Annotated in this window: 9 protein-coding genes and 2 pseudogenes; 2 read left to right on the forward strand and 9 right to left on the reverse strand. The window is 74.4% G+C overall.

The genetic code is table 11. The features are described from left to right. From HF526_RS37120 to HF526_RS28415, 4 genes and pseudogenes are all read right to left on the reverse strand, one after another. Positions 1-126 (reverse strand): annotated as a pseudogene (locus tag HF526_RS37120) (HoxN/HupN/NixA family nickel/cobalt transporter); the annotation flags it as partial. A gap of 53 nt (positions 127-179) precedes the next feature. Further along, positions 180-1,877: pseudogene (locus HF526_RS28405) on the reverse strand (FAD-dependent oxidoreductase); the annotation flags it as partial. After that, entirely contained in the window at positions 1,874-2,776 is a 903-nt protein-coding gene (locus tag HF526_RS28410; protein ID WP_169384655.1) for an intradiol ring-cleavage dioxygenase, read from the reverse strand. The gene HF526_RS28410 and the pseudogene HF526_RS28405, both read right to left, overlap by 4 nt. After that, positions 2,773-3,855 carry an iron-containing alcohol dehydrogenase gene (locus tag HF526_RS28415; protein WP_169384656.1) on the reverse strand — a complete coding sequence of 361 codons (1,083 nt, stop codon included), beginning with the start codon at positions 3,853-3,855 and terminating at the stop codon, positions 2,773-2,775. The genes HF526_RS28410 and HF526_RS28415 overlap by 4 nt, the downstream gene beginning before the upstream one ends. Before the next feature lie 152 nt (positions 3,856-4,007). On the opposite strand from HF526_RS28415, the gene HF526_RS28420 reads away from it, so the two are divergent. Then, entirely contained in the window at positions 4,008-4,340 is a 333-nt protein-coding gene (locus tag HF526_RS28420) for a LysR family transcriptional regulator (RefSeq protein ID WP_338051817.1), read from the forward strand. On the opposite strand, the gene HF526_RS28425 is transcribed toward HF526_RS28420, so the two are convergent. Both HF526_RS28425 and HF526_RS28430 read right to left on the reverse strand, forming a co-directional pair. Next, positions 4,306-4,902 carry a QcrA and Rieske domain-containing protein gene (locus HF526_RS28425; RefSeq protein WP_239029266.1) on the reverse strand — a complete coding sequence of 199 codons (597 nt, stop codon included), beginning with the start codon at positions 4,900-4,902 and terminating at the stop codon, positions 4,306-4,308. The genes HF526_RS28420 and HF526_RS28425 overlap by 35 nt on opposite strands. Before the next feature lie 262 nt (positions 4,903-5,164). Then, complete coding sequence (locus tag HF526_RS28430; protein WP_169384657.1) at positions 5,165-7,846, reverse strand: heavy metal translocating P-type ATPase; 2,682 nt, start codon at positions 7,844-7,846, stop codon at positions 5,165-5,167. A gap of 151 nt (positions 7,847-7,997) precedes the next feature. Between HF526_RS28430 and HF526_RS28435 the strand changes: the two genes are divergently transcribed. After that, entirely contained in the window at positions 7,998-8,579 is a 582-nt protein-coding gene (locus HF526_RS28435; protein ID WP_169384658.1) for a hypothetical protein, read from the forward strand. A 60-nt stretch (positions 8,580-8,639) separates the two neighbouring features. On the opposite strand, the gene HF526_RS28440 is transcribed toward HF526_RS28435, so the two are convergent. From HF526_RS28440 to HF526_RS28450, 3 genes are all read right to left on the reverse strand, one after another. After that, positions 8,640-10,436 carry a FixH family protein gene (locus HF526_RS28440; RefSeq protein WP_169384659.1) on the reverse strand — a complete coding sequence of 599 codons (1,797 nt, stop codon included), beginning with the start codon at positions 10,434-10,436 and terminating at the stop codon, positions 8,640-8,642. A gap of 1 nt (position 10,437) precedes the next feature. Continuing rightward, complete coding sequence (locus tag HF526_RS28445) at positions 10,438-11,145, reverse strand: YcnI family copper-binding membrane protein (protein ID WP_169384660.1); 708 nt, start codon at positions 11,143-11,145, stop codon at positions 10,438-10,440. A gap of 721 nt (positions 11,146-11,866) precedes the next feature. Further along, positions 11,867-12,487 (reverse strand): DUF5134 domain-containing protein, encoded by a 621-nt coding sequence (locus tag HF526_RS28450; protein WP_169384661.1) that lies wholly within the window; start codon positions 12,485-12,487, stop codon positions 11,867-11,869. Between the last annotated feature and the right edge of the window lie 145 nt (positions 12,488-12,632).

Genomic DNA, 12,632 nt, shown 5'->3' on the forward strand with positions numbered 1-12,632 from the left:
GGCGGCCGCACCGCCGGCCAGCACCAGCAGCGACACCTCGGTGGCGGTGTCGAAGCCCAGCCCGAACAGGAAGCCGACCGGGTACATGTGCCGGGGCTTGCCGACCGTACGCATGACACGGCCGAGCGCCACGCGACATGCGCGTCCGGGCGCACCAGTACACAACCGTCCTCGCCGACCTCGCGGATCCGGGCCCAGTCGTCGTACAGGTCGATGTACTCGCGGCCCGGGCCGATCACGTGCGCGGCGATCTCGATGTCCAGCTTCTCCGCGACCGCGGCGGCGGCGTCCGCCCAGGCCTCACCCGCGATGCCGGTGAGCAGGCAGAACCGGCCCTTCCCGGCGAGATCGTGGGTGCTCACCCTGCGCCCGTCCCGGCCCACCCAGACGTGCGGCAGCCGCGCGCCCGGCCAGGTGGTGGGGTGGTGGTACAGCTCCGGGTCGCGGGTGTACGCCGGTTCCGGCGTGCCGTCGCCGACGATCGCGCCGGAGGCGTAGCGCTGGCCCAGCTCCACGCCGTGCGCGTTGAACTCGTAGTTCTTCAGCTCCAGGGCCTCGCGCAGCATGGCCCGCTTCCGCGCGGCCTCCGGGGTGCCGTCCGCGCGGGCGGCGATGCGGTGGCGCATCTGTTCGGGGTCGGCCTCACCGGTGAGCCCGAGCGCCTCGAAGATCGGCCCGAACTCCTCGATGGACTTGTTGGCGCGCAGCACGATCTGCTTGCCGACAGGTGCGCGCTCGGCGTCGTAGGAGTCGAGCAGGCCCTCCCCGGCGCTGCCGCGCAGCACGTAGGCGAGCTTCCAGGCCAGGTTGTAGGCGTCCTGGATCGAGGTGTTGGAGCCCAGCCCGTTCGACGGCGGGTGCCGGTGCACCGCGTCGCCCGCGCAGAAGACCCGGCCCGCGCGGTAACGGGTGGCGTACATCCGGTTGACGCCCCACAGCGACGTCGAGCGGATCGTCACCGGGATCGTGTCGTCGCCGACCAGTTCGTGCACGATGCGGGTCGCCATCTCGTCGTCGACCTCGGGCGGCGGCTGGTCGATGTCGTAGCCCCAGATCGCCATCCACTCGTTCCACGGCCGGACCATGCGCACCACGCCCATGCCGATGCCGCCGACGTCGGAGCCGGGCTGCAGCACCCAGTACAGGACGCTGGGCCGGTGCTCGACGAAGCGGGAGAGGTCGGCGTGGAAGACGATGTTCATGCTGCCCGCGAGGTCCATCTCGCCCTCGAACGGAAGCCCGACGTCGGCGGCGACCTGGCTGCGCCCGCCGTCGGCGCCGATGACGTACTTGGCCCGGATCCGGAACTCGGCCCCGGTGACCCGGTCGCGCACCTGCACGGTGACGCCGTCGGCGTCCTGGGTCAGTCCGACGTACTCGGTGTCGAAGCGGATCCGGCTGCCCCGCGACGCGGCGTGCCCGACGATGATCGGCTCCAGCAGCGTCTGCGGGATGTCGCAGTTCGGCGACGGGCTGGCCTGCACGTAGTCGGCCTCCCGGGCCGGGTGGGTGCCCCACGTGCGAACGCGGCCGATCTCGTCGCCGGCCAGGCTGGTGCAGAACACCGTCTCGCCCATCAGGTGGTGCGGGGTGCCCTGGGCGAGGACGTCGTCGGAGATGCCCAGATCCCGGAAGATCTCGACGGTGCGCTGGTTGGTGATGTGCGCGCGGGGCGTGTTGGCCGTCCAGCGGTACTTCGTGATGACCAGGTGATGCACCCCGAGGGTGGCCAGCGCGAGGGCCGCGGCGCCGCCGGCGGGCCCGCTGCCGATCACGAGGACGTCGGTCTCGAGATCGCCCTCGGCGGTGGTGCCCAACCGGGCCTCCGGGGCGTTCTCGAGGTCGGCACCCGATGCGGCATCGGCACTGCTGGTCATTCATTCTCCTTCTGCTGGGTGGCGAGAACGATGTCGAACGTGACGCGGGCCCAGGGCCCGTCCTGCTGCGAGCCGTCCGGGGCGGTGCCCGGGGGCTCGGTGACGACGTCGACGACGAGGCTGTCCTTGACGCCGAACACGACGTCACGGTCGAGATAGGGGTCGCCGGCCACGAAGATGTGCGTGATCAGGGTCCGGTAGCCGGGGGCGTCGACCTTGAAGTGCAGGTGCGCCGGCCGCATCGCGCCGCGCCCGGCAGCGGTGAGCAGTTCGCCGACCGGGCCGTCCTGCGGGACCGGGTAGGGCGACGGCTGCACCGACCAGAACCGGTACTCGCCCTCGTCACCGGCGCGCAGCCAGCCGCGCCCCGCGGAGCGGTCGCCCTCGTACTGCACGTCGTAGAAGCCGTCCTCGTCGGCCTCCCACACCTCGATGCGGGCGCCCGGCACCGGCGTCCCGTCGGTCGACCGCACGGTTCCCGCGACGTAGCACGGGGTGCCCTTGGCGCCGCGGGCGATGTCGCCGCCGAGCGGTACCTCCGGCGCTCCCTCGACGAAGAACGGGCCGAACACCGTGGACTCGGTCGCCCCGGCCGACGCCGGGGCGTTGATGCCGACGGTGAGCATGGACAGCCCGAGCACGTCCGAGAGCAGGATGAACTCCTGCCGCTTGTCGGTGGTGATGTGCCCGGTGCGGGTCAGGAACTCGATGCCCTGCTCCCACTCGGCCTGGGTGAGCCGGACCTCGCGGGCGAACGAGTGCAGGTGCCGCACCAGGCTCTGCATGACCTCGCGGTAGCGCACGGACGCGCTGGCGTCGAAGCTCGCGACCGCCTCGTCGGTGACCGCCTGTTCCCGCGCGGTGAGTTCCTTGGTCTCCTGGTCGGGATCCACGCTCATGGTTGCTCCTCTTCCGTCGTCCCGGGCTCGCCGGCCCACGCCGCCCGGAGCAGTCCCCGCAGCGCTGCGGCGTCCACCGGGACCGGATTGTCGGCCGGAACGGTCGCGGCCACCAACGCGACCGCCTCGTCGATCTGGTCCTCGCGCATGCCGAGCTCGCGCAGCCCGCGGGGGATGCCCAGCTGCGTCCCGAGGGCCCGCAGCGCGTGGACCGGGTCGCCCCCGCCCAGGGCTCGGCCGATCCGGCGGGCGGCGTCGGGTGCACCCGGGGCGTTGAACGCGAGCACGTGGGGGAGCACCACCGCGTGCGTGGCTGCGTGCGGCAGGTCGAAGGCGCCGCCGAGGACGTGGCAGATCGTGTGGTGCAGGCCGGTGCCGGCGCCGGCCAGCGCCACCCCGGCGAGGTAGGAGCCGTAGAGCACCTCGGAGCGCGCCTCGAGATCGTCCCCGCAGGCGACGACGGCGGGCAGCCCCGTGGCCAGCGCGCGGATGCCCTCCTCGGCGACCAGCGAGCTGATCGGGTTGCGCCGCGGCGCCCAGAACGCCTCGACGCAGTGCGCCATCGCGTTCAGCCCGCTGGTCGCGGACAGATCCGCCGGCAGCGTGAGCGTCAGCTCCGGGTCGTAGACGACCGCGCGGGGCAGCACGACCGGGTCGGTCCCCGTCGTCTTGCGGCCGTTCTCGGTGAGTCCCCACAGCGGCGTGACCTCGGATCCCGCATAGGTGGTGGGCACGGCGACGACCGGCAGCCCCGTGGTCAGCGCGATGGCCTTCGCCGTGCCGGTCGTCGACCCCCCGCCGACGGCCAGCACGGCGTCCGCGCCCACCGACGCGGCCAGTTCGCGGGCCTGCTGCGCCACCGCCACCGGAACGTGCTGGCGGACACCGGTGAACGTGGCGACGACGCGGTTCGCGAACGGTGCGACCAGCTCATCGACCAGCGGCCGCTCGCGTTCGGTGGCGACCAGCAGGATCCGGGTGGCGCCGAGTCGATCGAACTCCCCGGACAGCCGGGTGTGCGCCGCGCCGGCACCGAACACCGCGCGAGCGGGCAGGGCCTGATACTCGAAGTCGTGCACCGGGCCTCCAGCGGCGTCACTCGGCGTGGGGAGCAGTTCACCCTTGTGCACATCCAACCAAATGTCCACTACGCATCGCGACTGGTAGCCATACGCTGAGTTATCGATCTGGGGCAGCTCCGCAACGTCGTCACCGTGGCGAGGGGCGTTCGGTGACCCGGGCCGCCGCCCGGCTGCACCTGACCCAGCCGCCGCTGCGCGCCGAAATCGCCCGCCTCGAGCACGAGCTCGGCGTTGCGCCGCTCATCCGGCACCGGCGCGGCGGCGACCTGACCGGGGCGGGCCGGCACCTGCTCACGCACGCCCGCACGCTGCTCGCCGATGTCGAGGCCGTGGTCCGGCGTGAGCCCCTCGTCGCGGTGCTGCGGCTCGCGCCGGCCACCCCGGAGCCGGATGCCCCGGGTCCGCAGGTGGCCCGGCGGCGGCCGGGCCGATCAGCCGGCGATCGGCTCAGGGCTGCACGACCTGACCGTTCGACACCGTGACCGCGACCGCAGCCAGGGGCGCGGAGGCCGGGCCGTGGACGACCGCGCCGGTCGCCGCGGTGTAGACCGAACCGTGACACGGGCAGTTCAGCCGTGCGCCGGCGGGGGCCACCGTGCAGCCCATGTGCGTGCAGATCGCGCTGTGGGCGACCGCGGAGTCGGGCCCGGTCCGGGTGACGATCAGCTTCTGCCCGCCGGCGCCGGTCGCCGACACCGACTGCCCGACCGGAATGCCGGCCAGAGCGACCAGCCGGGTCCCCGCGGGTGCGGCCAGAGCGGTCGCGGGTGCTTCCGCCGCGCTCGGGGCAGCCGCCGGCGGCGGCGATGCCGGGGCGGCACTCCCGGCAGCTGCCGGCGGTGGCCCGGCGGGGGCGTTGGCGCCCGGGCCGGCGCTCGGGGCCTGCGACGGTGCGGACCCACACCCGGCGAGGGTGAGTGTGGCGAGTCCGGCTGTCGCGGCTCCGGTGACCAGCATCGAGCGCCGGGTCAACCTGCCGTCGGTGTTCGGTGCCGTCTCGTCCGGGGCCGCCCCGGGGCAGCGGCCATCTCGCGCCGTTGTCATCGAATCCCCCCACGTCGTCGAGACCCAACGGGTCCGCAACGAGGCAAACATCGGGCCTCCACCGGGGCAAGCGACCAATCGGACGCCCGGAATGTCCGCGGTCGGGCTCCCTGTCCCGTGCAGGGGTCAGGTGACGTAGCGACAATCCCGGCACACTGCTCCGGTCGGCGCTTGCCATCCGGTGCGGTCGGTGCGGTCCGCAGAACTCTTCCGGCTCGACCAGAACATCGAGCCGGCCGGGTGGGCGGCGCCGGCCCTGGTCCTACCCAGCGCGCTGCTGCACGTCGAAGGCCTCCGGCCGGCCGTCGACAGTCGCCTCGACCCGGAACGTCCACATCCCCGGTGGGAGTTCGGGGGTGTAGGCGACGAAGTGACCGTTGCCGAGGCGGACCGGCCGCAACGGGCGCCGGTCGTGATCGAGCACAGCGGTGATGGCGGGATCGGCGGCGCCGGCCTCGGCGCCGCCCGGGGTGTCGTAGAAGTACAGGTGGAACGTGTCGAGGCCGCCCTGTGCGCTCAGCGACACCTCGGCCAGCCGGCCGTCGGCCAGGGGCACCCGGGAGAGCGTGGGCACGCCGGGCAGCAGTGGTTGATCACGGGCCGGCGAGACGACCTGGGCCACCAGCGTGGCGCCGGCGAAGAGCAGGACCGGCAGCGCGGTGGAGAAGCCGAAACCGCGGGCACGGGCCGCGGGCGTGACCGGTCGGATCCCGTCGATGCCCCGGCGGCCGATGCGCAGCAGGCGCAGGCTGTTCAACACGACGATGAGGCTCGACAGGCCCATCGCGACGGCGGCGACGAGCGGATCGAGCAGCCCGGATGCGGCCAGCGGCAGCGCGGAGATGTTGTATCCCATCGCCCAGCCGAAGTTCTGCATGATCACGGCCACGGTGGCGCCGGCGGCCCCGACCGCGGCCGGGGCCCCTCGCAGGTCGTTGCCCAGCAAGGCGACCTGGCTGGTGGTGAGCGCCGCCTCCGTCCCACTGCCGATGGCACAGCCGACGTCGGCGGCCGCGAGCGCGGGCGCGTCGTTGACGCCGTCGCCGACCATCATCACGTGCCGGCCCTGTCCGGCCAGGGCCTGCACGGCGCCGACCTTGTCGGCGGGCCGCAGATCGCTGTGGGTCTCGTCGATCCCCACCGCCCGGCCGACGGCCTCGACCGACGGGGCGCTGTCGCCGCTGAGGACGGCCAGCCGCGTCCCCGACTCCCGCAGCGCCGCCATCGCCGCCGCGGCTTCCGGGCGGACCGGGTTGGTGACCGCGATGGCGCCGACCAGCGTCCCGTCGCGCTCGACCCACACCACGGTGTCGCCTCGGGACCGGTACGCGGACACGGCCCCCGCCATCGGCTCCGGGAGCGTCCGGGCGTCCGGCCGGATGACCCGCACCGGGTGGTCGTCGACCACACCGGACACGCCGCCACCGGGGAGGACCCGGCTCCGCGCCGCCGCGTGCTGCGGCGGACCTGCCGCGCAGATGGCGCGCGCGATGGGGTGGTCACTCTCGGCCTCCACCGCGGCCGCGAGTGCCAGGACCTCGGCCGTGGTCACGCCGGGTGCCGCGATGACCGCGCTCACCGACGCGGACCGCTCGGTCAGGGTGCCGGTCTTGTCGACCACCACGGTGTCGACCTTCGCCAGTCGTTCCAGTGCGTCACCGCTGCGGATCAGGATGCCGAGCGCCGAGGCCCGGCCGAGCCCGACCATCGTCGCGACCGGGGCCGCCAGGCCCATGGCGCACGGGCACGCCACGAGCAGGACCGCGACGCCGCTGAGGACCCCCTTTCCGAGGTCGCCGCCCACCCACCACCAGCCGAGGAGGGCCAGGGCCGCGACGGCCAGCACAGCCGGGACGAAGATCCCGCTGATGCGATCGGCGATCCGTTGCAGCTGGGGCTTGTCCCGCTGTGCCTGATCGACCAGTCGCTGCAGCCCGGCCAGCACGGATTCCGCGGCGATCGCGGTGACCCGGACGACGAGCACCCCGCCGCCGTTGCGGGTGCCGCCGGTCACGGGATCACCCGGACGGCGATCGACCGGTAGCGGCTCCCCGGTGAGCATGGACTCGTCGACCGCCGACCCGCCGGCGACAACGACGCCGTCGAGCGGAACGGCCTCCGCGGCCCGCACCCGGACCAGGGCGCCGACGGGGACGCTCTCGGGCGCGACGAGCTCGCCGTGTTCGTCAGCGGGTTCGGTCACCAGGCGCGCCGTCGGTGGTCGCAGGGCCAGCAGCGAGTGCATGGCGTCGGTGGCGCGGTCCCGGGCCCGGGTCTCGATCCACCGTCCCGACGCCAGCACGGCGACGATGATCGGCGCCATCACCCCGTGCAGGTCCGCCGCGACCGAGCCACCACCGCCGAGGTGGACGTGCCGCCCACCCAGCGCGACGGCCTCGACGGCGCTCACGGCCAGCGCCGAGGTCGTCCCGAGCGCGATGAGGGTGTCCATGTTGGTGGCTCCACGGCGGGCCAGCCGCACGCTGTTGCGCAGGAACGGCCAACCACCCACGAACACGACGGCCGCGGCCAGGAGGAGCACGGCCCACCCGGAGCGGACGCTCTGCGGAGCCAGGAACGCGACGGCGGCGGCCAGCAGGGCGAGCGGCCAGGACAGGGCGGCGCGCAGGCCCCACCGGTCGCACCGGCTCGCCGAGCCGCCCGCGGCGGCCCGCTGGTCGACCGGTTCGGCGGTGTAGCCGGCCTGCTCGACGGCGCGACACAGGTCGTCCACGCTGCAGGCGTCCGGGTCGTAGGCGACGTAGGCCGTCGCGGTGGCCAGGTTGACCGACGCGCTGGCGACGGCCGGGAGCTTTCGGAGTTTCCGCTGGGTGCGCACAGCACAGGAACTGCAGTGCATGCCGTCGATCGACAGCTCGGCCGTGGCGAGCCGGTGCGCGTCGGCTCCCAGCGGCTCGCGGGTCTGCACGTGTGCGCGTGCCATGCCGGACCAGGCCTCCCTCGGTCGCCGGCGCGGGCAGCTGATCGCCGCCGGATCCAGGCGGAAGGCGAGGTGCGAGCCTAGCCGGGGAGCTCGTCCCCGGACAGGCCGCGACGGGGTCCCGGTGGCGTGCCATCGGGACTACCCTCGCCTGATGCGGTTCCGCCGCCTCCCGGTGGCCGTGGCACTGGTCGTCCTGGTGACACTGCCGGCGGGCGCGTGCAGCACTCGGGCCGCCCCGGGGCCCGGAGGGCCGCCGCCGGCCGCGGCGACCCGCCCCCCGGCCTCCTCAGCCGCTCCGCTGCCCGCCGGTGCCGACCCCTCCGACATCTCGAGGATGGTGTGCGGCAAGGCGCAACCGGACATCGCTGCCGCGCTGGGGGTCACCCCGGTGCGGGTGGACACCCCGGCGTGGGTCGACCACGTGTACTCCTGCCGCTACGTGTACCCGACCGGCTCCTTCGTGGTCTCGGTGAAAGAGCTGTCGAGCTGGCCGGAGACGTTCGCCTACGTCGACGGGCTCGGGCAGCAGCTGGGGAACACCCGTGAGCTGCACGGGCTCGGCGAGGGCGCGTTCACCACGTCGAACGGCTCGGTCGTCGCCCGGAAGGACTGGAAGGTCCTACTCGTCGACGACAGCGCGTTGCCGGCGCAGTTCGGCTCGCCGCCCACGACTCCCGCGAGCACCGCCCTGATCGTCGCGAACGTCATCATGGGCTGTTGGGCGGGGGACTGAGGAGCGCAGGTGCGGCATCGCCGCCGGAGCACGACCGGTTCCCGGTGGCCGCCCGCGGCGTCAGTGGATCTGCAGTGCGGTGTAGTAGGTGCCCTCGTCGAAGTCGGAGGTGCGGACGGTGACCCCGAGCTGCCAGGCACCGGCGATCGGGACCTCGCCCGCAGCCCGGTAGCGCCCGGTCCCGTCGTGGGTCACCGGCAGTGGCAGCGGGCCGAGGTGCGCAGCGGGCAGGGTGAGCGCGACGTCGATCTCGGCGACGTCCACCGGCCGGCCGGCGGGGTCGCCGGTGGCGATCCGCACCACGTTCGGGCCGGTGCGGGCCGGGTCCACGGTGACCTGCAGGGTTCCGCTGCCGGCGGGCCCGCCGACGGCGTAGGCCTGCGTGCTGCTGACCGGGCCGGGCGGCGCTGCCGCCGCCGCGGCGGCGAGGGCGGTGCGACCCGGTTCCGCGTTGACCAGCGTCGCCGCGGCGGCCAGCACGAGGACCGCGATCGCGCTCTCGACCAGCACCGACCGGCGGAGCGCGAGCAGCGAGGCCACGCCGGGCACCGGCGGGGGAGCGGGGTCGGCGGGCCCGCGCCCGACGTCGGCCGGGACCGGTTCGGGGACCCGGCGCATCCGCTGCACCGATCGCCGGGACAGCGCCGCGACCCCGACCAGCGCGGCGAAGCCGGCCAGCTTGAGCAGCAACAGGCGGCCGTAGCCGGTCGTCGTGAACGCGGACCAGCTGCCCAGCTGGCGCCAGGTCTGGTACGCGCCGGTCGCGACGAGTACCCCGACGGCGGCCAGCGCGATCCGGGAGAAGCGCTCCACCGCGACGCGGGCGCCGTCCGATCGGCCGGCGCGGTCCGCAGCCCCCGGCCGCAACAGCACGGTCAGCACGGCGAGCCCGCCCAGCCACACCGCCATGGCCAGCAGGTGCGCCACGTCCACCGGCACGGCGAGCCAGGGCTGGATCCCGACCGCGGCGTGCCCGGCGAACGACCAGGTCGCGGCGAGGCCGACGGCCAGCGCGGCGCCGGCCACGACCAGGCCGCGCCGCGTCCGCGCCGTGGCCGTGGGCAGGTGGGTGACCAGCCGGCCGAGGTAGATCGCGGTCGCCACGAGGAGGAGCAGCCGCGCGACCAGTGCGGCGCCCAGCGGCAGGTCGAGGGTGCGCTCGACCATCCCGGGGTCCAGCGCGTGCGCCGGGCCGAGGCCGTAGCCGTAGGGCCCCTGCACCAGCAGGGTGGCCACCGTGGCCAGTACCAGCGACGCCCAACCGGCCTGGGCGGTCCGTCGCACGCAGGTGCGGGTGATCGCGGCGGGCCAGCAGGACAGGGCGAACGCCACGGTCCCGACCAGCACCGACAACGACATGTAGCCCACCGTGCGGACCACGGCGTAGAGCACCCCGAGCAGCGCGTCGCCGGCGGGCGGGGCCGGTGGCGCCGCCGAGGTCGCCGAGGGATGCCCCACGGAGAACACCAGGGCGCCCGTGACGGGGTGCGAGTCGGCGGAGATGACCCGCCAGGCCACCGTGTAGCTGCCGGAGCCCCCGCCCGCGCGCAGTGCCACCCCGACGCTCGCCCCGTTGCCGCCCGGGTGGTCGGCGTGCTCGTCGTCGATCCGGGTGCCGTCCGGCGCGAACACCCGGATCCCGTCGGGTGCCACCTGGACCGTCTCGCCGAACGTGAGGCTGACCCGGGCGGGCGCCGCGGCGAGCACGGCGCCCGAGCCCGGGTCGGTGGAGATCAGGACCGCGTGCGCCGAGGCGGTCCCGGCCAGGACCGGCAGCGCGAGCACGGCGAGCAGCAGCCCGGCCGCGCCGCGCCGCAGGATGCGACCGGTCCACCCCGGCGCCCGACGGTCGGTCATCTCAGACGGTGCCGCGACCCGTGCTGCCGATGCGCCGGCGCAGGGCCAGTCCGGCCAGTACCGCCGCGATCAGCGCCAGCACGACAGCGACGACGGCCAGCACGAGCGCCGCGGTGGTGGTGCCGGAGGCGTCCGCGGTGGCGGATGCGGCCGTCGGGGCCGCAGCGGCCGGGGTCAGGTGCAGGACCGGTGCAGGGTGCTGGGGTTCGGGGGCGCCGGGCGCGGCCTCGTCGATCCAGCGGACCACGTCGCCGTTGTCGTAGGTCTGCACGGCCTTGAACGTCAGGTCGGTCGTGTTCGAGGGCAGGTTGCCCAGTGACACGTCGAACTGCTGGAACTGCCCGGGAGCGATCTTGCCTCCGGTCCAGGTGATCATGGAGACGGCCTGGGTCACCTGGCCGTCGTCGGTGGTCACCGGCGTGGCCAGCGTGGTCTTCTGAACCGTCGCCGTCCACCCGGGGACGGCCTGGATCGCGACCGACGGGATCGGATGGTCGGTCGGGAAACTCACCTGCAACTCGGTCGTCGAGGCGGCGTCCTCCTCGTTCGGTACCTGGAAGGCGATCGTGGCGTCGCCCCCCTGGACGGCGGTGTTCGGGTGCACGGTGACGTGGGCCGAGGCGGAGCCGACGACGGCGAGCATGGCGACGGAGGCGGTGGCGCCGATGACGGCGACACGTCGCCACCGGCGTCCGGTGGCTGAAGACATGGGAGAACTCCGTGAGGTTGCGGGCGCCCGGCGCGGTACACGCGGGCGAACAGGGTGTCGGATGGGGCGGCGGAGCCGCCTGTGCGCGGAAACCGGCGCCGGGGCGGCCGTGTCCGCGCACGCACCAGCACCGGTGGCCCGCGCCGGATCAGGGTGTGCCGGATCAGCCCGGGAGCCGGCCGGCCGGGCCGGTGCCCGAGAAACCGGCGCGCCCGAACCGTGACCCCGACGGGGTCCGGGTCGCCCCGCAGCAGCACGGCGAGCACCAGAACCCGGCGGCGCAGGGCCGTGGCCAGGCTCTCCAGGCCCCGCTGCACCTTCCACAGCGCGGCCTCCCCGCGCCGGACCCAGAGTCCCGCCAGCACCCCGGCGACGGCGTGCCCGAGCAGCATCCCGGGGCCGCCCGGTCCGGCCGCCATCGCGACAGCACCGGCGGGCATGAGGTCGGGGTGTGCGTTGTCCGCACACATGAAGAGCACATGCAGCCCGACCTGGGCCGCCAGCATCGCCGCGACGACCGCGCCGAGCGACCACTCCCGCTCCCCGGACAGCAGCGCGGCACCGAACACGGCGGCGTAGGCGGCGCCGAGGCCGGTGGCCCCGATCGGCATCCCGGACGCCATCCCGTGCGCGGTGGCGGTGAGCGCCACGCAGATCGCGGCGAACGCCGCAGCCCGCGTCACGCGCAGAATCGGTCGGCCCGGCATGTCGGCGACGCCCCTCAGAGCATCGCGAGCAGCGTGTAGGTCATGCCGACGCCCATGACCAGTCGCCCGGCGGTCAGTACCGGGGCCGCATGCAGCACCCCCCGGGAGCCGGGCGCCGTCGCAGGCTCGATCGCCCGGATCCCGGACCAGACCAGGTGAGCGAGGAAGTAGAACGCGAAGACCCAGGTCAGGGCGGGAACGTCCACGGGTCCCCGAGACATCCCGGCCATCCCGGGCATGTCCGTTCCTGAGTCCGTCGCCATCGCACCGCCGGACCCGGCGAGGAACATGTAGACCATCGCCAGGCTCTCCACGACGTGGTGCAGGCCGGGACCCCTGACCGTGATGCCGCCGCCGGCGGCCCCGGCCCGGTGCCGCGGCTCGGCGACGAGCCAGTACAGCGCAACCACCCCGAACAGCGCGGCGCCCCACGGCAGCGGGATCGGATCCCCGACCGGTAGGAACATCGCCGCCATGCCCAGGGCCAGCAGCAGGTGCGTGAGGTCCGTGGCGCCGGTGCCCTGCTCGTCGCTCCCGGCAACCTGCCGCCGGATCACGAGGCGCGCCGCGCAGTGCACGGCGATGAGCATGAACGCCAGGACGAACGCCCAGCCCGCCCACGCCGGCCCCATCATCGCCCGCTCCCGTTCCCGTGTGCCCCGGACCTGGCGAACTCAGCGAAGAAGCCGGCCGTGAATGGCGTGGGAAAGCGTGGTGGGGGCCTTCTCGGACATCTCTGCAATTCTGCCATTCCTTGCCTGCCGGGCCGTCCGCCGGCGA

It is taken from the genome of Pseudonocardia acidicola (assembly GCF_012911935.1).
GTDB lineage: Bacteria > Actinomycetota > Actinomycetes > Mycobacteriales > Pseudonocardiaceae > Pseudonocardia > Pseudonocardia acidicola.